The 23,903-nt window shown below is 29.2% G+C and carries 33 protein-coding genes; 9 read left to right on the top strand and 24 right to left on the bottom strand.

Annotation, left to right across the window (positions count from 1 at the left end):
• Nucleotides 1–2: 2 nt before the first annotated feature.
• Genes ACI389_RS05275 through ACI389_RS05295 form a run of 5 tightly spaced genes read right to left on the bottom strand, consistent with a single transcriptional unit; the run spans nt 3 to nt 1,570 of the window.
• Entirely contained in the window at nt 3–794 is a 792-nt protein-coding gene (locus ACI389_RS05275; RefSeq protein ID WP_439780498.1) for an AAA family ATPase, read from the bottom strand.
• Complete coding sequence (locus tag ACI389_RS05280; protein WP_439780499.1) at nt 795–941, bottom strand: hypothetical protein; 147 nt, start codon at nt 939–941, stop codon at nt 795–797.
• Nucleotides 938–1,291: a hypothetical protein gene (locus ACI389_RS05285; protein ID WP_439780500.1), complete on the bottom strand. Its 354-nt coding sequence runs from the start codon at nt 1,289–1,291 to the stop codon at nt 938–940. The genes ACI389_RS05280 and ACI389_RS05285 overlap by 4 nt, the downstream gene beginning before the upstream one ends.
• Entirely contained in the window at nt 1,284–1,406 is a 123-nt protein-coding gene (locus ACI389_RS05290) for a hypothetical protein (RefSeq protein ID WP_439780501.1), read from the bottom strand. Before ACI389_RS05290 ends, ACI389_RS05285 begins: the two co-directional genes overlap by 8 nt.
• Nucleotides 1,403–1,570: a hypothetical protein gene (locus tag ACI389_RS05295; RefSeq protein WP_439780502.1), complete on the bottom strand. Its 168-nt coding sequence runs from the start codon at nt 1,568–1,570 to the stop codon at nt 1,403–1,405. The genes ACI389_RS05290 and ACI389_RS05295 overlap by 4 nt, the downstream gene beginning before the upstream one ends.
• A gap of 29 nt (nt 1,571–1,599) precedes the next feature.
• Between ACI389_RS05295 and ACI389_RS05300 the strand changes: the two genes are divergently transcribed.
• Nucleotides 1,600–1,755, top strand: coding sequence for an AbrB/MazE/SpoVT family DNA-binding domain-containing protein (locus ACI389_RS05300; protein ID WP_439780503.1), 156 nt, complete (start codon nt 1,600–1,602; stop codon nt 1,753–1,755).
• A gap of 234 nt (nt 1,756–1,989) precedes the next feature.
• Here the strand turns inward: ACI389_RS05300 and ACI389_RS05305 are convergent, their stop codons facing one another.
• The 8 genes from ACI389_RS05305 to ACI389_RS05340 form a co-directional block, all read right to left on the bottom strand.
• Complete coding sequence (locus ACI389_RS05305) at nt 1,990–2,256, bottom strand: hypothetical protein (RefSeq protein WP_439780504.1); 267 nt, start codon at nt 2,254–2,256, stop codon at nt 1,990–1,992.
• Nucleotides 2,257–2,287: 31 nt separating this feature from the next.
• Nucleotides 2,288–3,124, bottom strand: coding sequence for a hypothetical protein (locus ACI389_RS05310; protein ID WP_439780505.1), 837 nt, complete (start codon nt 3,122–3,124; stop codon nt 2,288–2,290).
• Nucleotides 3,125–3,157: 33 nt separating this feature from the next.
• Nucleotides 3,158–3,817 (bottom strand): SHOCT domain-containing protein, encoded by a 660-nt coding sequence (locus ACI389_RS05315; protein ID WP_439780506.1) that lies wholly within the window; start codon nt 3,815–3,817, stop codon nt 3,158–3,160.
• 191 nt (nt 3,818–4,008) lie between these two features.
• Nucleotides 4,009–5,172, bottom strand: a complete 1,164-nt coding sequence (locus ACI389_RS05320) for a tyrosine-type recombinase/integrase (protein ID WP_439780507.1) — start codon at nt 5,170–5,172, stop codon at nt 4,009–4,011.
• Between the two features lie 47 nt (nt 5,173–5,219).
• Nucleotides 5,220–5,375: a hypothetical protein gene (locus ACI389_RS05325; RefSeq protein WP_439780508.1), complete on the bottom strand. Its 156-nt coding sequence runs from the start codon at nt 5,373–5,375 to the stop codon at nt 5,220–5,222.
• A gap of 62 nt (nt 5,376–5,437) precedes the next feature.
• On the bottom strand, nt 5,438–6,892 hold the full coding sequence (locus ACI389_RS05330) for a dihydrolipoyl dehydrogenase family protein (protein ID WP_439780509.1): 1,455 nt from the start codon (nt 6,890–6,892) through the stop codon (nt 5,438–5,440).
• A 46-nt stretch (nt 6,893–6,938) separates the two neighbouring features.
• Nucleotides 6,939–7,622, bottom strand: coding sequence for a hypothetical protein (locus ACI389_RS05335; RefSeq protein ID WP_439780510.1), 684 nt, complete (start codon nt 7,620–7,622; stop codon nt 6,939–6,941).
• A 38-nt stretch (nt 7,623–7,660) separates the two neighbouring features.
• Nucleotides 7,661–7,960, bottom strand: a complete 300-nt coding sequence (locus tag ACI389_RS05340) for a hypothetical protein (protein ID WP_439780511.1) — start codon at nt 7,958–7,960, stop codon at nt 7,661–7,663.
• 147 nt (nt 7,961–8,107) lie between these two features.
• On the opposite strand from ACI389_RS05340, the gene ACI389_RS05345 reads away from it, so the two are divergent.
• Genes ACI389_RS05345 through ACI389_RS05355 form a run of 3 tightly spaced genes read left to right on the top strand, consistent with a single transcriptional unit; the run spans nt 8,108 to nt 10,562 of the window.
• Nucleotides 8,108–8,563 (top strand): MarR family winged helix-turn-helix transcriptional regulator, encoded by a 456-nt coding sequence (locus tag ACI389_RS05345; RefSeq protein WP_439780512.1) that lies wholly within the window; start codon nt 8,108–8,110, stop codon nt 8,561–8,563.
• The gene (locus ACI389_RS05350; protein WP_439780513.1) at nt 8,560–9,945 is read left to right on the top strand and encodes an MFS transporter; all 1,386 of its coding nucleotides are present in this window, start codon (nt 8,560–8,562) and stop codon (nt 9,943–9,945) included. The genes ACI389_RS05345 and ACI389_RS05350 overlap by 4 nt, the downstream gene beginning before the upstream one ends.
• Nucleotides 9,946–9,995: 50 nt before the next feature.
• Nucleotides 9,996–10,562, top strand: a complete 567-nt coding sequence (locus ACI389_RS05355; protein WP_439780514.1) for a hypothetical protein — start codon at nt 9,996–9,998, stop codon at nt 10,560–10,562.
• Here the strand turns inward: ACI389_RS05355 and ung are convergent, their stop codons facing one another.
• The 4 genes from ung to ACI389_RS05375 form a co-directional block, all read right to left on the bottom strand.
• Nucleotides 10,563–11,222, bottom strand: a complete 660-nt coding sequence (gene ung, locus ACI389_RS05360) for a uracil-DNA glycosylase (protein ID WP_439780515.1) — start codon at nt 11,220–11,222, stop codon at nt 10,563–10,565. It lies immediately after the preceding gene.
• Nucleotides 11,223–11,286: 64 nt separating this feature from the next.
• The gene (locus ACI389_RS05365) at nt 11,287–12,429 is read right to left on the bottom strand and encodes a toxic anion resistance protein (RefSeq protein WP_439780516.1); all 1,143 of its coding nucleotides are present in this window, start codon (nt 12,427–12,429) and stop codon (nt 11,287–11,289) included.
• A gap of 82 nt (nt 12,430–12,511) precedes the next feature.
• The gene (gene dtd, locus ACI389_RS05370) at nt 12,512–12,955 is read right to left on the bottom strand and encodes a D-aminoacyl-tRNA deacylase (protein WP_439780517.1); all 444 of its coding nucleotides are present in this window, start codon (nt 12,953–12,955) and stop codon (nt 12,512–12,514) included.
• Nucleotides 12,956–13,024: 69 nt separating this feature from the next.
• A complete protein-coding gene (locus tag ACI389_RS05375; protein WP_439780518.1) occupies nt 13,025–13,972 on the bottom strand; it encodes a malate dehydrogenase in 948 nt (315 codons plus the stop codon).
• 180 nt (nt 13,973–14,152) lie between these two features.
• Here ACI389_RS05375 and ACI389_RS05380 point away from each other — a divergent pair, with 180 nt between their 5' ends.
• Together ACI389_RS05380 and ACI389_RS05385 are read left to right on the top strand one after the other, a co-directional pair.
• A complete protein-coding gene (locus ACI389_RS05380; protein ID WP_439780519.1) occupies nt 14,153–14,803 on the top strand; it encodes a hypothetical protein in 651 nt (216 codons plus the stop codon).
• Nucleotides 14,804–14,851: 48 nt separating this feature from the next.
• Entirely contained in the window at nt 14,852–15,649 is a 798-nt protein-coding gene (locus tag ACI389_RS05385) for an amidohydrolase family protein (protein ID WP_439780520.1), read from the top strand.
• 77 nt (nt 15,650–15,726) lie between these two features.
• Here the strand turns inward: ACI389_RS05385 and ACI389_RS05390 are convergent, their stop codons facing one another.
• From ACI389_RS05390 to ACI389_RS05405, 4 genes are all read right to left on the bottom strand, one after another.
• Nucleotides 15,727–16,497, bottom strand: a complete 771-nt coding sequence (locus ACI389_RS05390; RefSeq protein ID WP_439780521.1) for a hypothetical protein — start codon at nt 16,495–16,497, stop codon at nt 15,727–15,729.
• A 122-nt stretch (nt 16,498–16,619) separates the two neighbouring features.
• Nucleotides 16,620–17,039 carry an NUDIX domain-containing protein gene (locus ACI389_RS05395; protein ID WP_439780522.1) on the bottom strand — a complete coding sequence of 140 codons (420 nt, stop codon included), beginning with the start codon at nt 17,037–17,039 and terminating at the stop codon, nt 16,620–16,622.
• Nucleotides 17,040–17,082: 43 nt separating this feature from the next.
• The gene (locus ACI389_RS05400) at nt 17,083–18,084 is read right to left on the bottom strand and encodes a GGGtGRT protein (protein WP_439780523.1); all 1,002 of its coding nucleotides are present in this window, start codon (nt 18,082–18,084) and stop codon (nt 17,083–17,085) included.
• Nucleotides 18,085–18,086: 2 nt separating this feature from the next.
• Nucleotides 18,087–18,779: an iron-sulfur cluster assembly scaffold protein gene (locus ACI389_RS05405; protein WP_439780524.1), complete on the bottom strand. Its 693-nt coding sequence runs from the start codon at nt 18,777–18,779 to the stop codon at nt 18,087–18,089.
• 119 nt (nt 18,780–18,898) lie between these two features.
• Here ACI389_RS05405 and ACI389_RS05410 point away from each other — a divergent pair, with 119 nt between their 5' ends.
• Entirely contained in the window at nt 18,899–19,195 is a 297-nt protein-coding gene (locus ACI389_RS05410) for a putative quinol monooxygenase (protein ID WP_439780525.1), read from the top strand.
• Nucleotides 19,196–19,331: 136 nt separating this feature from the next.
• Here the strand turns inward: ACI389_RS05410 and ACI389_RS05415 are convergent, their stop codons facing one another.
• Entirely contained in the window at nt 19,332–19,559 is a 228-nt protein-coding gene (locus ACI389_RS05415) for a 4Fe-4S dicluster domain-containing protein (protein ID WP_439780526.1), read from the bottom strand.
• Nucleotides 19,560–19,621: 62 nt separating this feature from the next.
• Nucleotides 19,622–20,164 (bottom strand): flavodoxin family protein, encoded by a 543-nt coding sequence (locus ACI389_RS05420; RefSeq protein WP_439780527.1) that lies wholly within the window; start codon nt 20,162–20,164, stop codon nt 19,622–19,624.
• Between the two features lie 218 nt (nt 20,165–20,382).
• Between ACI389_RS05420 and ACI389_RS05425 the strand changes: the two genes are divergently transcribed.
• Nucleotides 20,383–21,090, top strand: a complete 708-nt coding sequence (locus tag ACI389_RS05425) for a RecB family exonuclease (RefSeq protein ID WP_439780528.1) — start codon at nt 20,383–20,385, stop codon at nt 21,088–21,090.
• A gap of 42 nt (nt 21,091–21,132) precedes the next feature.
• On the opposite strand, the gene ACI389_RS05430 is transcribed toward ACI389_RS05425, so the two are convergent.
• Nucleotides 21,133–22,875 (bottom strand): Na+/H+ antiporter NhaC family protein, encoded by a 1,743-nt coding sequence (locus ACI389_RS05430; RefSeq protein WP_439780529.1) that lies wholly within the window; start codon nt 22,873–22,875, stop codon nt 21,133–21,135.
• Nucleotides 22,876–23,412: 537 nt separating this feature from the next.
• Here ACI389_RS05430 and ACI389_RS05435 point away from each other — a divergent pair.
• Entirely contained in the window at nt 23,413–23,901 is a 489-nt protein-coding gene (locus ACI389_RS05435) for an SseB family protein (RefSeq protein ID WP_439780530.1), read from the top strand.
• The last annotated feature ends 2 nt before the right edge of the window (nt 23,902–23,903 follow it).

Genomic DNA, 23,903 nt, shown 5'->3' on the forward strand with positions numbered 1-23,903 from the left:
TTTTAATCCAACTCCTCTGGGCAATGTTTCTGAATATACTTAATCAAAGATGGACGCATATCCTGTTCAATTTCACCAGCCTTAATCAATTTAACAAGTTTAGATTTCATAGTAGACTTAGTAACAAGCTTACCATCCAATTCAACTTGCCTTTTAATATCTTGGCAGATAGCACGTAATGGATCATCATCCACTTGTTTTGGTGTTTCACCACCAACACTAGTATCATCCTTACCTTTTTCCTGGAAAGTCCTATACTTCACAACTTTATGGGAATAACCTTCTTTCTTCTTGTAGGTTAAGTATTTCTCGTTAACAATACTGTTAACCTTAATCACCATCTTAGATGATTGGAATTCCTCATTATAGATTACTTCCATATCTGCTTGACCTACAAAAATTAAGTGTTTACCTGAAGCCATTAAAGCACGTAACAAGTCTTGGAAACGTTCAGCACGGTCACTATATTTCTTGAGACCTTTAGCCTTACTGACCAACATCTCCAAAAGACTGGTTACACCATCCAATATGATGGTATCGAAATCATCACATCTGCTTATTTCTTCAATAGCTTCTTTAATTCCAGTGTAAGTTTTAATATCGTTTCTGAAATTCAATTCCAAAATAGGAACATTAGTATAGTTTGTATCATCAATATCGATACAAACAGGTTTAAGATTGTTTTCCCTACAGTATTGTTCTGCGAAAGTGGATTTACCACTACCATCTTTACCGTAAATCATAACTTTACGGAGGTTAGTTTCAGCAGATCTGTTTTTAAATTTTAATGCCATCTAGAACATGCCTCCTAAAATAGAGAGTAGTAGTGTACTACTAAATACAATCATCACACCATATGCCAAAAGGTCCAAAGGGACATAGAACTCCTGTTTTTTATGAAGTCTAACAGGAGCATTTTTATCATCACGGAAAAGACTCATAATTTCCCCCCGTTCAATTTGTTTTTCCTGAACCTTGATACTGCATCTATTATTGTTGATGCATAGTAATCATAGCAAAAATTGATGCTTGCTTTGTATTTTCCTTCTGCTTGGAGTTCAAAAACTAATCTTTGACGGAATAATTCTTCTACTAATTGAGGAATATCTTCACGTTGTACCTGTATTGCATCATGAGATTTACGATCACATCCAATACGAGTAACAATATTACAAAAATAGCCTTTACTCCAAAGAACATCCCTAATAACATCTTGCTCATCCCAACTCCATTTAGGAACAGTACTTGGTCTGAACAATTTTTGGTCTTCGGTGAAATAGGATCTACTCATCAGAGTCACCATCCTTATTGCAGTCGAAGGTGCATGTTTCACAGAATTGTTCTTCACAGTCAAAAAGAAGATCTGCTTCAGGAGGATATACTTCATAAGGTGAGTAGATACTCATGAGGATACCCTCCTTACTTCGCTTAGCCCTTTTTTGAGGATATTGTTTTCTTCACTTATTACTTTGAATTCATTTTTAAGAACAGTGTAATGTTCCATGAATTCTAACCGTTTTTCAGTTGGTAATTTATCAAAATTAGCCAACATTCTAGCAAATTCATTCAATTCTATCACTTTTTTGTGGAGGTATGAAATTGAAATATAAGACAAAAGTTCAAACAACCGGCGGGACATTATCCACATCTATCCCAAAAGTCATTAGAGACATTCTTGAAATAGAAAAAGGAGATTCTGTCCAATGGGAAGTGGATTTAGAAACTAGAACGGTTACTATGAAAAAATTAGAATAATCCATTACCCTACAAAATTTTTTAAAACCACATCATTATTTAAACAGCAGATTAGCAAATATTATATATTATGTAGTCCCAAAATAAGAAGTAGGTTACAGAAAATTCATTCACTTTTTCGGTGTTCTGTTTTTTATTGTAGCCGTCTAGGGGTGAGAAGTTGCAGCTTCGACGACCCTCTAGTTTTTTACAATAACATTGTACTTATTTTATGTTTATTCCATTAACTAATTTCTATAAATGTCCGTTTATTTTTAAAATAACCTCAAATAACTTTTGAACATCATCAGGAACATTAATTTCAACAACTTCAAAATCTGCTTTATCTTTCTGGTTCAAATATTCTTGGGCAAAACTACGTCCCATGAATTTAACTCCAGTAAAATTCATCACTACTTTTGAAACATCTGAACTAATATTATTATACAATTCTTCAATTTTATTTCTTGATCCTAAATCAGAATCTATTTCTTTTTCCAAGAAAATTTCAATTTCACTCATTTTACATTAACCTCCTTTTCATAATTCATTATCATATAGTTTTCTTTTTTATTCTTTTAATCTTTTTAGGTAACTCATATTCCCGACCAACCATATGTTCATAAATATCAATATTACGATTCGAATTCATTCTCAAACTAACCAATGTACCTTTAATATAATCATCAGGAATTTTTCTAGGAGTAACACGATTCCTAGTTATTTCAACTACACCATTACCTGAAGCAATTAGTACTATTCCTCTTGCTCCTTGAGTAACTATGTTTACAACTGTGTTTAATCCAGTTCCTCTACCAATGTATGCTCCTTCATCTTTAGTAGACATTCCATTTACAGCTTGAATAATTGCATCACAATCATTTTTAAAAGGAATGTTTGATTTTTTAAATGAACCTGGTATACTGATACCATTGTCCATAAAACAGTAATCAGTTTCATTACGTTTTGGCCAGTATTGGCCTATTACAAATCCATTATCAAAAAGGGAATGATCATATACATTGGTTATTATTTCATGGAAAATGTATTTTAATGATTGTTCCATTTCAGGTATTGGATTCATAATACTTAATATCTCTTTAGTTAGTTCTTCTGAGTTATCAGTAGTTTCATCTAACCATCTAAAAGGTAATGTGGTGTTTGTGTGTTTTTTGATGCCTAACACTTTATGTAAATAGTCATTTACAACAGAGTCATTATGTTCTTTTATTCGTTTATTGTAATTATAAATAAAACTCATTAAAGGCAACACTATTGTTGGTGTTAGGAAATCACAACTATCAATGTTGATTATTTCATCGTTGTAAATATCATGTTGGTCCATTATTTTTACATATTTGTTAAAATTATACATTAATGCAGGTGACATGGTTTTTGCTCCTCAAAATTGGAATTTTTTTTATTAATTTATTATCTTTTGTTTCATTGCATGGAATTCTTCCTCAGTTAATAATCCTTGATTATACATGTTTGCGAGTCTCTCCAGTTCATTAATATCATCATTACTGGTTGGATTTTGTGATTCTTGATTGGATTCTAATCCCCATCCAGATTCTTCATAATCTTTACCGCGAGCATTTTCATTAATTATATCAATAATATGATCTCTTAATAATTTGGTGTCTCTTGATTCGTGGATTCCTCTGACATAATTTATTTGTACTTTTATTTCTTGATTTTCCAATAGATAAATGAATATTTCTCGTTTATCATGTAATAATCCATCAATGTGTTCTGCTCCAATAATATCTTCATAAGGGACTCTTAAGTCTTTTTTATCTTTTCCTGCTTTTTTAAATACAACCCCCTTTTCAGTTATTTGTATCATGGAAAATTTTTGTATTTGTCTTCTTTCTTGAGATACACCGCTTGTTGCAGCTAATCCCACAAGCCCCATACTTGCTGTAGCTAATCCTTTTGTAAATGCTCCTGTGGATTTAATAATTAGCTCTTCATCCGGTAATGTGACTATGCATTTTATTCCTTCATAAATGTTTTTTCTTTTTAAGACTTTCTGAAGATTTTTATCATGTTTTTCTTCAGTATTATCAAATAGACCCATATTAATTTCACCCCTGTTTTTAGGTATTTTTTAGTTTTATTATTTTGTATATTTAAACATTTTTATTTGAATTATATTAAAAATTGTTCAGTAAAATTGTAAAATAATTTGAAATTGACCCATGTATTTTTGAGAATTTCAATAAACATATTCACAATAAAATACCATGAAATCAATACAATTTAACAATCTCAAATCAACTCATCAAAGGCATCAACATCAAAATTATTCTCACGTTTATCCTCCAAAATTTTTAACCTGGAATCAATATCACTAAACATATTCTCATAATTATTAATAATTTTATCTTTCTCAGCAACCTTATTTTCCAACTCTACAAATTCAGAACTCTTAATATCAAGATTATTAACATCTAAATTAATAGTTATTGCACCCATAAATTTAATATATTTTTCTTGTAAACTTTTTGGATCATCATAAAAATAAGACTCATCCGTACTATTACGTGACTTACCTTGTAAAGCATTAATATCATCTTTTTCCATTCCAGCATTCTTAAGATAAGATGCATGGAATTTTCTTAACATATGACTCCTGAATCTACGATGTTCACCCACCTTACCTAAGTTTAACATGTCATTAATCTCAGCAAATTTAGTGAATAACCAAACTTCATGAATTTTAAATAAACGGTCATTACCAGTTAACTGTTTTTTCCGACTTAACAAATAATTCAATATTTCAGATGTTGCTTCAGGAGTACAAAAAGTATAATAAAATTTATTATTCTTTTGTCTACGCAATCTAAAAGTAGGAATAACATCATCCCTTTCATTTAAAACATCAATAACATCATAAATATCATGTTCATCATGATAATGTTTTGTAGCTTCAATAAAATCATTAATAGTTAAATTTAATGTTTCAGCCATGGCACAACCAGAACTTGACATGAATAAAATAATAGCCCTCATCACTGGAGATTTAGTAATTTTTAATGCATGTTTAATTATCTCCTTATCAGGCAATTTATCAAATGTAATTGCTTCTGAAAAATTACTATTTTTCTCATTAAATGGAGGCAACGTATGTATCTCTATTTCATGATGTTTATAAAAAGTTAGCACCCTACCAAAATTCTTTTTGGCAGTGTTGTTTAAAAAGTTGTTTTGCAACCAATTGCGAAAATTAATTAAACGTTGTTTCAATTTACGATGTTTCCACCTAATACCTAATTCCTCTTCAGATTCTGCTTCTTCAAGTAGTTCTTCTAAAGTCATCTGATGGAAATTAGTGTACTGTTTTAAACTATATTTATACCCCTTTTTGGTGCGTGGTTTTAGGTTTCTTGATTTTACAAAATTATCAAGGATAATTTCATCATTCATATTCATATATTTTAACACCCCTATGATAATTTTTTTTCATAGAGAGCATTTGGTCAGTAATAAATAAAAAAAGTAAAGGAATTTAGTAACTGTTCTTCACTAGCTACTACTTCTTCTAACATTTTTTCATAATCTGCTAATTCTTTTATAAAATCTAAAATTAAAGGAATATCTTCTTTTTTAGCAAATCTAATGGAAAATTGAGACATAATATCACCTAAAAAGATAATAATTTCCTTAAAAATAATTAAAAAATAGTTATAAGAACTCTTTAAAAATTATAATGTATATTATGTAATTTATATAAGCACACAGAACTACTTGATGGGAATGCATAAATCATTTCATCAAGCTCATCTAAAGTTATTTTTTTATTAATAATAAATGTAAACATGTTTGCAACGTTTTCCGCATCTGCTGCATATATTTCAGCACCTACTATGTTTAATTCTTTATCTACAATAACTTTTACTTCTGCAGTACTGTCATTTTTAAGTTCTAGTGAATAAGACTTACCATACTTTATTGTATGAACTTCATATTCATCACTTTTATTAGCAATATAAGCTGGAACACCAACTGTTGCTATTCTAGGTATAGTATATGCAACTGCTGGAACAACAGGATATTTAATTTCATCTGCCTTACCTAATAATTCTTTTGCGAGATATTTAGAATGATGTATTGCAACAGTTACAAGTTTAGCAATACCAGTATCTGCAACATCTCCAGAAGCATAGATATTCGGAACTGCTGTTTGTAAGTGATTATTTACTTTAATTCCATTTTTAGTATAGGTTAATCCAACATTTTCAAGACCAATATCTTCCAAATTAGCTTCTCTTCCCATAGCAACTATTACATAATCTCCAGTTATACTTTCTCCACTATCAAGATTAACTGTAAATCCCTTTTCATATGCTTTGTTGTCTATTTTTGCTTGAGGATCTCTTAAGAGTTCATCACTATTCATGGAGTTTTCTATATTTGAAACTTTATCTTCTGGATTATTAATTACAATAGAATCATCTTTAATAATCTCTTTTACACTTTGATTGAAATGGAAGTGAATATTTTTCTCTTTTAAGATTTCTATAACTTTTTGGACATAAGGTTGGTGAAATTCTTTTAAAGCCATATCTCCACGAATGATTACATCAGCTTCATGGCCTGCTTCTGCAAGTATTGATGCAAATTCCATACCAACAAAACCTGCACCTATTATAATTGCATGTTTTGGAAGTTCTGCAATATCTAAAAAGTCAGTACTATCATGTAAGTATTCTTTTCCTTTAATATCTGGAATAACTGGTTTTAAACCTGTACAAATTACAATTTTATCAGAGGTAAATGTTTCATCACCTACTTTGATAGTATGTTCATCAACGATTATTCCTCTTCCATGTGCAACATCTAGATCATATTCCTTGAATTTACCATCTAAAAACTTAGACATTCCAGCAATACGTTTTTGTTTGAGTTTCATTAAGTCTGACCAGTTTACTTCAAAGTCACCTGATTTTCCAACACCTTCAAAATTATCAGTTAATGCTTTAATTTCATATGGTGCATCAAGTAATGCTTTAGAGTTACATCCTCTATTTGCACATGTTCCTCCAAATAAATCCTCTTCAACGATTAATATTTTAAGACCTGCTTTTCTTAAAAAGCGACCTCCTTGCCATGCTGCATTTCCACTTCCTATATAAATAACATCATAATCCATAAAATTAACCTCTACTCTAATCATTTATTAAAAATGATATATGCTATTATCTAACATTATCACTAATTAATTGGAATAACTCCTTTGTTTTACTTGTTATCATGAATTCCATAACATCTTCTGGAACTTCATATACAAATGTCGGATAACCTGCTTCTGCAATTGGTCTTGAAACTAATACTGCGGAAGTTGATTTGTATGTTTCATTACCAGTAACTGGATAATAATTAAAATCACTTGATTGATTTATATTTTTAGCTATTTCGACAGATGCATCATCCATTGCAGGTGTAGCTACATAAAATCCTTCACCATATTCTGGAATGTGAGAATGGCTAATAATAACTGCATCAGCATCACTAGCTGTGACATTTGGATTTACATAATCATGGACTAGTTGTTCCCCATTTGCACGTCCTAAACTATAATCCTCTGGATTTTTTGTAACTGTGACATTATAATGGATTATTTTAACATCTCCTCCTGCAAATTCTTTTGCAGCATTAATCTCAGGATCAATAGATAATGTTTCTCTTGGATGAATTCCAGTAATTAAAGCAATACTCTTTGTGGCATTTACATTTCCATAAACACCTACTTCTACACTACCTATATCTGTATCTGCAATAGTTTCATAATTAGCATTGTTGAAAATACCAGTTTCCATTATGACCATTGCTATAATAATTAAAAAAATTGCAATGATTATTATTTTTGTTTTTTTCTTCAAGATTACACCTGAAATTTAAAATTTAAAAAAAAGAATAATTAAAATTTAAAGAAATCTTTACACCATTTGAGTCTATGTTTAATATTTTGTACTTCCATTTCATAGGTTTTTTCAGCATCTCCGTAATTTTCTTCAAGATTTTCAGTTTTATTATCAACATTAACATTTGAAACTTTATCTAGAATGCCTGATTTTTCAATTTTTTCAATTTGAGTTAATACTTCTTGTTTTGCTTCAAAAAGCATGTCAATAGCTTGACCAACACTAATATCTTGTGATTCTAATTTTTTTACTTTTTCTAATTGCTCGTCGGTTAATTCAATTTCCATTTTATTCATGATGACACCTCAATTTAAATTATTTATTATATTTAGTAATATTTCTTTAAATTATTTTCTAACAAAAAGATAATTGTTTCATTAATAACTGTTTCATTAGAAACACTTATATAATTTTGTTTAAATAGAATAATACAGGTGAAAAATATGGATAAAATTCCAAATGTTTTTGATAATGCTCCACTGATAGGATGGATTCATAATATCTCAAAAAACCAACTAAAATATCTTAATTCACAAATTGAAGAACTTAACTTAGGTCGGGAAATGCGTTATATAATGATAATTTATGATAATCCAAATTGTTCACAAGATGATTTAGTAAATATTTATGGTGAAAGTAAAGCAAACATTGCTAAATCCTTAAAAAAACTTGAAAATGAGGGATATATCATAAGAAAAGTGAATCCAAAAAATAGACGTAAGTATATGTTAAAAACAACAAAAAAAGCAGAAGATGTAGTTCCGAAAATAAGACAAATTTCACTTGATTGGGAAATTAAAGTCGGAATTGATGAAAATGATTATGAACTAAAAGAAAAAATAAAAAAAATAGCAATTAATAGTATGAATCTTATTGATAATAAAGAGGGTAAATTATGAAAATTGAATTTGAAACCTATGTAATATTTGTATCATTTATAACTTCATTTTTTGGAGTATTTTTATCAAATGGTATAATTATAGGTGTTCCAGCAATAGCACAAGAGTTTGCAATGAACAATGTTATTCAAAATTGGATACCTACAATATTTTTCCTTGTTGTAGCTGTATTTACAGTTCCAGCAGGGCAAATTTCCGGAAAATTTGGTGTTAAAAAATCACTGCTTGCAGGAATTATAGTATTCCTATTAGGTTCAATAGGAACATGTCTTGCATTTTCAACTGAATCATTTTTAATATCTAGAATCATTCAAGGTGCTGGAGTTGCATTTGTAAATGTAGCTGCTATGGCAATGGTAGTTCAAGCAGTTAAACCTCAAAATAGGGGAAAAGCACTTGGTTTAACAGTTACTGGCGTGTATCTTGCAACTTCACTTTCACCAGTAATCTGTGGATTTTTGGTTCATAACTTAGGTTGGAGAGCAATGTTTTACTTTGTAATTCCATTTTTAGTATTATGTATTATATTATTAATATTAAAAATACCTCAAGAATGGAAGACATATCAAGATGACACAATAGATAAAGTTGGATCTATAGTATATGCTATTGGAATCTTATTATTCATCTATGGATTTACAACATCAATTACAACAACTGGTAAAATATTAACCGCTATTGGAATTATTTTACTAGTAATATTTGTATTATATGAACTAAGACAAAAATCACCAGTATTCAACATGAATCTATTTAAAAATAAAAAATTCACATCATCCAACATTGCAGCACTATGTAGCTATCTTGCAATAATGGTCGTTACAACAATATTAAATTACCATTTCCAATATGTAAGAGGATGGGATGCTCAAATGTCTGGAATGATATTAATTATCACACCAATTATCATGGCAATAATAGCTCCAAATGCAGGAAAACTATCTGATAAAGTACATCCACAAAAACTAGCTGCAATTGGAATGACCATTGCAACTATTGCACTTATAATCTTGACATGCTTAAATAAAGACACACCAATTTATTTAATAATTATAGCTATGATTCTACAAGGTATTGGTATGGGACTTTTCTCATCTCCAAACATGAATGCAATTATGAGTTCTGTTCCTCCCAAAGATGCACCAACTGCATCAGCTTCACAGGCTACAATGAGAACAATAGGTCAAACAATGAGTTTAGGTCTTTTAACATTAATATTCGCTTGGATAATGGGTAATTTAAAACTAAATCCACAATATGCAACTATGATTGTACAAGCTTCCCAAATCATCTGTGGAATCTGTACAGTAGCTTGTATCATAGCTATCTTCGCATCACTTGTCGGAATCAAATCTAGTGATAAATTTAATACAGATAGATAACTTAAAATTATCTATCAATTTTTTTTACTTTCAATATAGGTTGAATTTATATGGAAATTAGTGCAGAAGAAATGAAAAAAACAATAAAAAAAATATATGAACGCCTAGATGAAGTATCTCCAGTTGATTTTGACTGTGGAAAATTATGTGGAGAAATATGTTGTGTTTATGATGAAGAAGATTACCCCAATGAAGAATTAGCATTATATCTCCTACCAGGTGAAGAATTAATGTATGAAGATAGCGACAGTTATGAATTATATTATATTGATTCATCTGAAATTAAATATCCTCACTCATGGAAAGATCAAATTTATCTTGTTAAATGTATTAATCCACCAAAATGTGACCGTAGCATCAGACCAATTCAATGTCGAACATTTCCATTAATACCACACTTAAACAAAAAAGGAGAATTCCACTTAATATTTGATGAAAGCGAATTTCCATACAAATGCCCAATCGTCCATGACCATATAAAACTAAACGATGAATTTATAAAAGTAACTTACGAAATTTGGTCTGTTTTAATAGCTAATCCATTAGTTTACGATTTAGTAGATATGGATTCTAGAATGAGAGATAACAGAAAAACTAATTATGAAATCATAATATAGTTATAATTGCCAATTAATTTCATCAATATTATTTTCTTTTAAAAATTCATTAGCTAGTTTAAAATGATTACATCCAAAAAACCCTCTTCTTGCCGAAAATGGAGAGGGATGAGATGTAATTAAAACTAAATGATTATGGTTTGTTATTAATTCTTTTTTCTTTTCAGCCTGTTTTCCCCAAAGTAAAAACACAATAGGTTGTTTTTGCTTGTTTAATATATTAATCACATTATCTGTAAATGTTTGCCAACCACATTTACTGTGAGAATTTGCATTACCCTTTTCAACTGTTAAAACAGTATTTAACAAAAATACTCCCTGCTTAGCCCATTTTTCTAAGCATCCTGATTCAGGAATAGAATATGAATATTCACTACTGATTTCTTTAAAAATATTTTTCAATGAACGTGGAATGGGTCTACCTTCAGGTGTTGAAAATGAAAGCCCATGAGCTTGGCCTTCCTCATGATAAGGGTCTTGGCCTAAAATAACAACTTTAACATTACTTAATGGTGTTAATTTAAATGCATTAAATACATCTTCAAAAGGAGGATAAATAGTTTTGGTATTATATTCTTTTTTGATAAATTCTTTAATTTTTAAAAAGTAATCTTTTTCAAATTCATCCTTTAAAACTAAATCCCAATCATTATTTATCATAAAAACACATTCACAATTGTCTTATTTTGAATATAAAAAAAGATATGAAAGGATTATAATAATCCTATTTTAATATATCATCATTAGTTGTTTCAATTTTATCAACAACTTTTTGACCATCATTAGCTAAGTCACTAAATAATGTAATTGTTTCTTTCATTTTAGGAAGTGCTTGTTCTTTATATGTACTTACATCTTCAATAGCTTGAATTGCTTCTGAAAATGATGCTTTTAAGACTTCCGGTGAAATCATAGTCTCAGCACTGTGTTTTTGTATTTCACTTCCTTGTTCTTTAAGCATATGTGAAGTAGATTCAATAATATTTTCAGTGGTATCATTAATAATATTAATTTTATCCATAACAATTTTTTGATCATAAAGAGCACTAGCAACCATCACACCAGTTCTTAAAGCTGAAAGAGTTACGTTTTGTGCACGTTTAACACCACGAATTAACTCTTTATTATTTCTCCTAATTACATTAAGAGATACAATACCTTGTTGATTTACAACAATTGTTTGTTGCATGTCCATAATTCTTTGCCTAAGAGGGAATAAAATCTCTTCACGGACAAATTTTATTTTTTCTTCATCAATTCCTTCAATTTCTGCATTTTGAATTTGTGCTTCAATAGAGTCATCCATCTTTTTTGCAAGTTCAATATCTGCAAGAAGTTTTTTGGTAACTTCTCTTAAATAATTTTCCTCATTTAATAGAGTTGTATTATCATTTTGAAGGACTTTACTACTCTTATCAAGAGATTGAACAATATCAGAGATAGCTGTTTCTGCTTTTTCATATTTTGCAAAGTATTTTCTAACAGGATTCATTAAATTTCCAAGCACACCTTTTTTTGCAAAATTTATTTTACTTGGATCTAAATCTTTTATTTGATTATTTAATTCAAGTAAGTTTTCACCAATATTATCGGAATCTTTACCACCTTTTGTTAAATCAACAAATCTAGTAGCTAACATTTCATTATGAGCTGCAGATCTAGACATCTCATTTAAACCAAAATTATCTAACGGTTTTAATATTTGTTCTCTTTCTTGTGGATTATCTAAATCAACATTAAAAATTGCAACTGCATTATCTTGTGCTTGATTTTTAAGATTTGAATCTTCTAATCTTTTTTCTTCTTCTTTGAAAGTTGTTTCAACATCTTCTTTAATTTCATCAACATTTAATGAAAATCCTGTCATTATATCATCTCACTTTCCTGATAATTACTTAATATAATAATCTAATCTTTATAATTTTTATATCTATGTATTAAAATTGTTATTATTCTTCATGTTCCTTTTCAAGAAGAATTGTAACAGGACCATTATTTAATAAATCTACTTCCATATAGGCACCAAAGTCACCAGTTTCAACATCCACTTCCTCAGAGCATTTTGATACAAAATAATCAAATAACCTAGTTGCAACATCTGGAGATAATGCCTTGTGAAAAGAGGGTCTATTCTTTTTAGTTGAAGCATATAACGTAAATTGAGGAACCAATAACAATTTAGCCCCAATATCTTTTATGGATTTATTCATACGTCCATTTTTATCCTCAAAAATTCTTAATTTCACAAGTTTACGGGAAAGGTAATCTGCTTCACTTTCAGTATCATTTTCTCCAAAACCGACTAAAACCATTAAACCTCGCCCAATTTCACCAACTATTTGTCCATCAACCTTAACATTAGCATGTGCAACTCTTTGAACAACTAACTTCATCTAATTCACCTAATTTAATATTAAAAAAAAGTTAATTAAAATATTTTAAAAGTAAAAAAAAATAAAAAATTAAATATTAAGACTCTTTTTAACCTTATCAGTTGTATCACGAACTACTTCAGCAGCATCTAAAAACGCTTTCTTTTCAAAATCATTCATATGGACCGGTACAATCATTGCTATTCCCTTTTTAGAAGTAACTGCAGGAACACCTAATGAAACATTTTCAACTCCTTCAACTTCTCCTTCCAAGTAACAACTAACAGTTAGTACTTTATGAGAATCAGTTATCATCATTGAAATCAAATTTGAAATTGCAAAAGCAGGCCCGTACTCAGTAGCACCTTTTTTAGAAATAATAGTATTTCCAGCATTTTTAAGCTGTTCTACCAAAGCTCTAACATTCAAATCTGGATAGTGGAAATACTTTAAAGGAATTCCTCCAATAGATGTTGAACTTAAAAGAGGAACCATATGATTTCCATGCTCACCTACAACCCTTGTGTGGACCTCAGAACTGTTAATATTAACTTTCCTTGAGAAATAATTTTTCAACCTAAGAGAATCCAAATGATTTCCAACACCAATAACTCTCATCTTATCAAATCCAGATGATTCAAGTGCAATTGTTGTCATTACATCAACAGGATTTGTAGCAACGAGAATTATTGAATCTGGAGAATATTCAGCAACTTTTTTTGCATAACATTGTACAATTTTTGCATTCGGGATAGCTAAATCAAGTCTATTCATCCCAGGCTCACGATGGATTCCAGCAGCAATCAATACAATATCAGAACCTCTAATTTCATTAAAATCACATGTAGGAGTTAACTTACAATCAATATCTCTTGCAGCAAGTGCATCATAAATATCATAAGTTTCCCCTTTGACCCTATTGAGACTTTGAGGCCTTGAAAACATAACAATTTCATCAACTGTATCCATCCTTGCTAATGTGAATGCAACATTTTTACCAATTGTTCCAGTTGATCCTAAAATACTTACCTTTGCCATATTCCTTATTATTAATTTTCATTATAAAAATATTTTACGAACATACAAATAAATTAAAAAATTTCTATTAAAATTTAAATAAAATTACCATATGAATAAACAACTAAATTATTTTTATATTAACTAATAATCTTTATATGGTTTAAAATAGTATGTTATAATCAAATAAGGAGTAATAATATGGTAAATGATGATTTAAAACTAGAAACTAAATGTTATGATGCTAATGAATATGGTTATTTATATGGATTAAATAAGAAAATACCTGATGAAGAATTCAAAAAAGTAAAAGAATATTTCAAAGATTTTAGAAGAAGAGACTTTGTGGAAGGTAATGTCCAAGTAACTGGAAGACCAGAAGGTTACAGATGTCTTAAAAAAGATGTAAGTAAAGTAGAAGAAATATTAGGTATTACTAATACCCTAGAAAAAAGGGAAAATAAAATTAAAGAAGCTTTTAAAGACCCAATAAAAAAAGCAACTCTTATTGATAAATCTTATGAATGGTTAAAAATGTTATTTGAAAAAAGTGGAACAAGACCTGAACAAGATTTAAGTAGATTAGCTATTCATTCAACAAAAATTTATGATCCAAAAGACAGCTTTAAAAAAGGCTTTGAAAAAGGAGAAGGAGAACTGTTTATTTACACACCCCATGGAATGTGGTATATTATAAATAATTGTAGTGAATTTTCAGATAAATCCTTAAATAATGTAAAAACTCCACAAGGTGGTACAGTAGGTCATAGACTAATGTATGATGATTTAATTGACCAATTAATAAGAATCTATAGTGAAGAAAATTTATACACTGGTAAAAAATTATATTAATTAAAATTAACAAATATAATTATTCATATTAAATAGAAGGTTAATTATATGCAAAAGATTATTAACGCACATTGTCACATTTACCCAGATAAAATAGCATCAAAAGCAGTTGACGGAATAAAAAACTTTTATGATTTAAATATGTCATTAGATGGAACAGTAAATGGATTGATTGAAGATGGTAACACAGTTGGCGTTAATCATTATTTAATTCATTCTGTTGCTACTACTCCAAAACAAGTAAAATCCATTAATGAGTTTATTGCAGAATCTGTAAATACTAATCCTGAGATATTTACTGGATTTGGAACATTACATCCCGATAGTGAAGATATGCAAGGTGATTTTGACCATTTAATTGAACTTGGTCTTAAAGGTGTTAAAATACATCCTGATTTCCAACAATTTGCAATGAATGAAGATCGTGCATTTAAAATGGGAGAAATCATAAACGAAGGGAATGTACCTTTATTAGTTCATTGTGGAGATTTTAGATATAATTATTCTAATCCAGAACAAATAAAAGCATTTTTAGATAAATTTCCAAATTTAACATTTATTGGTGCTCATTTTGCAGGTTGGAGTGTTTGGGAAGATGCTACAGAAAAATTAGCTGGAATTCCAAATTTATATGTTGATTTAAGTTCCAGTTTATATGATTTAACCCCTGAAACAGCAGTTGATTTAATTCATGCATATGGTTCAGATAAAGTCTTATGGGGAACAGATTATCCAATGTGGGATTCACCTAGTGAAATGGAATATTTTAATAAACTTAATTTAAGTGAAAAAGAAAAATCTCAAATATTATATGATAATGCTGCAAAAATATTGGGTTTAATTTAAAAAAAGAGTCTGTAAGATTTTACAGACTTAAAGTCTAACAAGAAAAAGAAGAAAAATTTATAGGATTACTGTCTAAATCAATAATCCTCCTCATAATAATACTCATCATCATATGAATCATCATAATCTTCGTAATCATCCTCGTAAACATCATCATATCCATTTTCATAATCATCACTATATGAATTATCATAATAGTAATAATAATTATCATTTACATTATTTTGAGTATCCTCATTAACAAAAAACAAGTAATATTCTGGAACAGTTTTATTATCACTGGAAGACTGAGAATTTCCTGTATTGGATGAAGATGACACTTCACTTGAAGTTTTACTTGCAGCTGTTATTACATTACCTCTTTTCCAGTGAATGCTATCCAAGATAGTTGTCATTTCCTGTTCATCAATACCTATAACTATAACTGTCTGATTAATTGTATTATTATTTTTTACACAAATATAAACATCTTTTAAATTATTTTTATCATAGCTTTTACCTAACTTATCTGCCATCTTCATCATGTTTTTTTTATCAAGTTTATATAATCCATTTTCCTGTTTTTCACCATTTTTAGTCAAATTAGATAATGCTTTTGATACTAATTCACCAGCAGGATTAGATTTGTCTATACCCATGATTGTAGTATTTTTAGATGTAAGATAGGTAATACTGCATTCATCTTGATTTTTAAAAATTGTACTTTCAGGCACTTCAACAGTTGTACCTTTATCGAACAATTCTATAGTCATTATCGGTTCTTGCATTAAACTGAATGCTACTCCCCCAGTTAAAGCAATTATTAATCCTATTAAACATATAATTATTATTTTTTGGGTTTTATCCATTTTTCTACCTCTAGTAACTTTTCAAGTAAATATGTAAATTATATATTTATTATGTTATAAAAACATGTTTATAAAATTATTATTTATGTTAATCTAACTTATCAGTTAGTTAATAAAAAAAATTAATCATTAATAAATGCTGTGATTGCCGCAGGAGTTAATAATTCACTAGCAATCATCTTATCTATTTCATTCCAACTAAACCATCCAAAATCCTCATGTTCACTACTTATTTTAACTTCATCAGTCTTACAAGTTACTTTCATGATTAATTGGATTGATTTAACATCTTCTTTTGTTTTACAGGCAGTATAATCATTTCGAACAACATTATAAAGTTCATGAATATCAATTTCTAAACCAGTTTCTTCGAAGTATTCTCTTTTTAATGCTTCGTCAAAAAATTCATTTTTCTTAACTTTACCACCAGGAATTTCCCATTTTTCAGCATCATGACCTGAATGAGATTGGATTTTTAAAAGTAGAATTTTATCGTTAAACTCACAAATCCCCCTTACAGTTAAACCCCATAAAGTAGACATATTACTTCTCCAATAAAAAAAATAATTAAAGGAAATAATTTCCTTATTGTTTCATTGCTTTTTCAACAGCTACTGCAACAGCAACAGATGCACCAACCATTGGGTTATTACCCATACCAATTAATCCCATCATTTCCACATGAGCAGGAACTGAAGATGAACCAGCAAATTGAGCATCAGAATGCATACGACCTAATGTATCTGTCATACCATATGAAGCCGGACCAGCTGCCATATTATCTGGATGTAATGTCCTTCCAGTTCCACCACCAGATGCAACTGAGAAGTATTTTTTACCGTGTAATATGCACTCTTTTTTGTATGTTCCAGCTACTGGATGTTGGAAACGTGTTGGATTAGTTGAATTACCAGTAATTGATACATCAACACCTTCTAAATGCATAATAGCTACACCTTCACGTACATCATCTGCACCATAACATTTTACTTTTGCTCTTTCACCATTAGAATAAGCTTTTTCTTTAACTACTTTTACTTCTCCTGTGAAATAGTCAAATTCAGTTTCAACATGCGTAAATCCATTAATTCTAGAAATAATTAATGCTGCATCTTTTCCAAGTCCATTTAATATTACCCTTAAAGGTTTTTCACGTACTTCATTTGCAGAGTTTGCAATACCAATAGCTCCTTCAGCTGCTGCGAAACTTTCATGACCTGCAAGGAATGCAAAACATTCACTTTCATCACTTAAAAGCATTGATGCAAGGTTACCATGACCTAATCCAACTTTCCTATCATCTGCCACACTTCCAGGAATACAAAATGATTGCAATCCTTCACCAATTGCTTTAGCGGCTTCTGATGCTTTTACACAACCTTGTTTAATAGCTATTGCAGCACCAAGAGTATATGCCCAACATGCATTTTCAAAACAAATTGGTTGAACATCTTTTACAATATCATACGGATTAAAACCTTTATCAAGACATATTTGTTTTGCTTCTTGGAGGTCTTTAATTCCATATTTTTCTAAAACTGGAGTGATTTGATCAATTCTTCTTTCATAACTTTCAAATAAACTCATATTCATTCACTCCTTGGATCTATTTTTTTAACTGCATCATCAAATCTTCCATATTGACCAGTAGCTTTTTCAATAGCTTCTAATGGGTCAATACCTTCTTTAATTGAATCTAACATGACTCCAAGATTAATGTATTTATAACCAATTATTTCATCATCTTCATCAAGACCAATTTCTGTAATATATCCTTCGGTTAGTTCTAAATATCTTGGTCCTTTTTCTTTTGTTGAATAAATAGTTCCAACTTGGCTTCTATGACCTTTTCCTAAATCCTCAAGTCCAGCACCTATTTGAAGACCTCCTTCTGAGAATGCAGATTGTGTTCTTCCATAAACGATTTGTAAGAATAATTCACGCATTGCAGTATTAATAGCATCACAAACAAGATCAGTGTTTAATGCTTCAAGAATAGTTTTTCCAACTAAAATTTCACCAGCCATAGCTGCTGAGTGAGTCATTCCAGAACACCCTAAAGTTTCAACTAAAGCTTCTTCAATAATTCCATCTTTAACGTTTAATGTTAATTTACAACAACCTTGTTGCGGTGCACACCAACCAATACCATGTGTAAAACCAGAAATATCACTTACTTCTTTTGCTTTAACCCATTTACCCTCTTCAGGGATTGGAGCAGGGTCATGATTTGCACCTTTGCGAACAAGACACATATTTTCAATTTCTGTTGAATATATCATCTTATATCTCCAATAATTTACTAATTTAATATATTTATTTTTTTATTAATGTATTTTATGAAAATCAATTAAAATTATTTAAGTATAATGAGAATTAAATTCTTAATTGGTGTTTATCTATGGATTTCATAGTTGTTTTAGCTAAAATTCAACCTAAAGAAGGTTGTCTAGACAGTATCTTAGAACTTTCCGAAGAATTAATTTATGAATCTTTACTTGAAGAAGGAAATATTGATTATCAATTATTAAAATCTGATAAAGAGGATATATTGATATTTGTTGAAAAATGGGAAAGTTTAGAGCATCTTAAAAAACATATGGCTTCACCACATTTTTTAGACTTTAATAGTGAAAGTGAAGAATTTATCAAAAGCAATGATGTCCAAATTTTAAAATCCACAGAAATTGAGTTTTAATATGTTGATTACATGACTTAAAACTACTACTTTTTTTATTATTTTTTATTATTTTAAAAAAATGAATTATTAAATGAGATAGTTTAATCAAAACTATAAAAATAATTCATGTTAAATTTAATTAGCATGCTTAAAATTAGTTAACTATTATACAGTCATTAGGACAAATTGCCATACAAACCTTACAACTTTTACAAACTTGACAATCACGTACTTTAGATATATCATCTACAATCATAAAAACATTGTTTGGACATGCAATGTTACATTTTTCACATCCATCACAGTTACTTACATCAATTGTAATATGACATTTTTCAACAGCATCTTTTTTATTTCTCTTAAATAAAGAACCTAAACCCATAATGAATTATTTATAAAAAAGAGTTATTTAAAAGTTATCTAAAAAAATAAAAAAAAGAAGGTTTAGAATTTTAAACCAAGTTGATATGCTTCTTTTAATTTGTCAGATTGTTCTTCAGCTACAATACCTGCTGGGCCTGCACTACCTGCATCAACATGACCAATTACATCATAACCCATGAATCCAAACGGAGAAGCTTTAGTAAGCTCAATGTAATTATCGTAAGTGTGTTCAGGTTGATTTTCTGTAAAGATTAATGCTGCTTTACCAGAAAGATTTTTATCAGGATTTTGACCAATACCATAGAAACGATCAATAATTAATTTACCTTGAGCAGACATTTGACCATAGTAAATCGGAGTTGCAAATATTACTCCATCAGCTGCAATCATTTCATCTAATATTTTATTTCCATCATCATCACGTACACAATCTGGATTTTCAGCACAATACAAACATGCTTTACATGGTGCGATTTCTTGATCTTCTAAATAATATTTAGTTACTTCTCCACCATTTTCTTCAATACCTTTAATCATCTCATCCATTAATACATCACAATTTCCACCTTTACGTGGGCTTGCTTGAAGTGCTACAATTTTCATTTTATTATCTCCAAAAATTATTAATTAATTGAATTTATACTAATTGTATTACAATGATTTATAAATAAATCACTGCATGAATATAATCTCCATCAATACAATAAGAATCAATATACCAATTAAGACATGTAATTTTTTAATCTCACTTACTTTATATTATATATAATTTAAAGTATTTATAATAATTTATTTTAAAAAGTTTTAATAAAATTGTACATATGAAATTATCAAAATCAAAAGTTAATACATATTTGAAATGTCCTCTTGAGTTTAAATTTCAATATATTGATGAAATTGAAGTTCCTCAGAATAAATATATGGCACTTGGAAGTGATGTTCATTTAGTTGCTGAAAAATTCGCTGAAAAATTTGGTGATGATTTAGATAACATCAATATTGATAATGAACTCTTGAAAATAGCCCATGAAGAGGATATTGGATATGATTTAACACCACATATTGATAATTTAGGTTCATTTTTTAAAAAAGCATTTGTTGAAAATGATTTTAAATTACATTCACAAGAAGAATATTTACTTGATGAAGAAAATCGCTTTTCTGGAATTTGTGATATCATTTTAGAAGATGAAAATGAAGAGCTAATTGTTATTGATTATAAAACTTCCAAATCAAGTTCTTTTTCAAAATATCGTTTAGAACTTTGTTATTACAAATTACTTGTCGAGAATGTTTATAACAAACCAGTTTCTCGTGTGGGAATCTTCTTTACAAAAAATGGTCGTTTAAGATTGCTTGATGTTTGTGATGGTGATAAACGAAAACATTTAAATACCGAAGAAATTGATGAAGCAATTAAAACACTTCATGAAGTTAGAAATGATATTAATAATGAGAAATTTCCTGCTAAAAAGCAGTTTTTATGTAAATATTGTACTTATAAGCATCTCTGTGATGAATATTTTTAGTAATGCCTAAATTTAATTGAAAATTAAAAAAATATAATGAAGTTAAGAGGATGTTTCCTCAACTTCATCAAAGTCTACTTTTTCACCTAATATTTTAAGTCCAACATACATTACAACTATACCTATAGGAAGTATAATGTACCAAGGAATTCCTAAACCTGCCGGGATGTAACCAATTAGTATAGCGACACATGCAACAAATATTGCATAGTACATTTGTGTTTGAACATGATCGATATGGCTACAACTAGTTCCCATAGAAGATAAAATTGTTGTATCTGAAATTGGAGAACAATGATCTCCAAAGATAGCGCCAGTTAATACTCCACTAGTACAAACAACAGTAAAGGACATATCTCCACTACTTACTGCCCAAGCTAATGGAATTGCTAAAGGCATTAAAATACTCATAGTACCATATGCTGTACCTGTTGCAAATGAAATTAAAGCACCTAAAATAAAGATTAATGTAGGCACAATAAATTGAGGCAATGAATTTTTAAGAACACCCACTAAATAATTAGCAGTACCAACATCACCAATTACTCCACCTAAAGACCAAGCAAGGAGTAAAATTACACCAGTAATAACGATAGTTTTCATACCTCCAATCCATTCAGATATTGCATCTTCAATAGTAAGTATTTTTTCACCGACAGCCATTACAATAGCTACAATAGAAGCAAGTAGTGCAGCTTGGAAAAGAGCAACAGAAGCATCAGATTGAGATAAAGCAGTGAAAATTCCATCAAATGATAATGGGGAAGATTTCATAATTGCAATAAGAGCTTGGTCTTCTCCACCTAAAATGGTAGTGTATCCACTCCAATAAAATGCAATAAGAGCACTTATAATTAAAGTACCAATAGGAATGATTGCATTCCATATGGATAATTTGACTCCTTCAACAGGTTTAACTTCATCAAAACCAGGAGCATCAGGAACAATAACTTCTTCATCTTTTTTCCTTTTACGTGCTTTTTGTTCTGCTTTTTTCATCGGACCAAATTCATATAAAGTTATTGCAGAAATAACTATGAAAATTAAAATGAAAATATTATAGAACCTATATGGGATAGTTTCTAAAAATATACCAAAACCAGTAACATTAGTTACACCAACAGATTCAAATCCGGCAGCAATTAAACTGATTTCTAAACCAATCCAAGTAGAAATAATAGCAACACCTGCTACTGGAGCAGCAGTTGCATCTACAAGAAATGCTAATTTTTCTCTAGATACTTTAAGTTTGTCCATAACTGGTCTCATAATAGGACCAACAATTAAAGAATTTGCATAATCATCAAAGAAAACACATAATCCTAAAAACCAAGTGAATAATTGAGCTTTTCTCGGAGTATTAGCTTTTTTAGCAAAAGTATCAGCAAGAGCTTTTGCTCCACCCATTTTTGTTACTAATTGGATAATACCTCCAATAAGCAAACATTGAAGAATAATACCTGCATTCCAAGGATCAGCCATACAGGAGATAATTTGAGAACCCATTTGTAAAAATGCGTTAATTGCAGTGGAAATAATATTAACATCATTCACACATAACATAAATTCTCCTACAAATACACCCATAAATAATGATAAAATTGTTTCTTTAGTAATAAATGCCAAACCAATAGCTACTAAAGGAGGTAATAATGTTAAAATACCAAAACGAATTGCATTATCATCATTAGCTGGTGTCTGGGAAATCCATAAGGATAAAACAAAAAGAGCTATAATAGATATAGCGGCAATTAAACCCAATTTCATATTATTATTAATATTCATTATCACACCATTTTCCTATACATTTTAAAAATAAACCATTATTCTAATTTAACAAAAATTAGTTATTTAATATACAATTGTTAAACCTAACTTATAATGTACAAGATTATTTTAGTTTTTAATAATATAAAAAATATTACATTTAACCGTAAAATAATTATAAAATTATTTAGAAAATAATGAGTTTTTAAGAAAACATTAAAAAAAATAAAGAATCCAAACTGTTGTGAAATCACATATATTTTCAAACCACATAACAAATACTCTAAATTTAAAAGTTAATATACTCCAAATAAAATTATTTATACCATGATAAAAGCTATTGAAAGCTAATTTTGAACCTTAACGTTTATATATGTTAAAAATAAAAATATTATTGTTCATATTGTTATATACTATTTTTTTTATAATATGAACAATGGTGATGGTTGAAATGAGCATTCGTTTGTATTCCTTTAGTGGTGTTTAGGAAGAGAATGTTCATTGTTTTAAAAAAGAAAAAACTTATTTTAATAATTATTACATTACGGTGAGAAAATGAGCGAACTTAAAGAATTAGTTGAAAAATTTATTGAAATTGATGATAATTTAAATGAAAAAATTGAAGCTGCATTAAACGAATCAGAAGAACTCGATGATTCATTTGAAGAAGAACATAAAGAAGAAATCGAACAATTAAGTGAAATTTACCATGACATTGAACACCTTGTTTTCAGTGAAGAATTCATCATTGTATCTAATGCTAGCAGTGAAGAAAAAGAGATTGTTGCATTAATTATCAGTGAAGAAGATGAAGATAAAGAAGAATTTGTTATTCCAGTTTTCACTGATGAAGAAGAAGCAAACAAAGCTATTGAAGTATTTAAAGAACAATTTGGAGAAAACGAATTTGTTCAAGATAAAAAAATAGGTAGCGAAATTATATCAGATAATGCAGATGATGAAGAATTCATTGGACTTGCTATTAATGCACCTCAATGGGACTTTGTAATTGGTAGTGAAGATGTTCACGAATGTTGTGAATAATT

Origin of the sequence: Methanobrevibacter sp. (genome assembly GCF_051877095.1) — an archaeon.
Classification (GTDB): Archaea; Methanobacteriota; Methanobacteria; order Methanobacteriales; family Methanobacteriaceae; genus Methanocatella.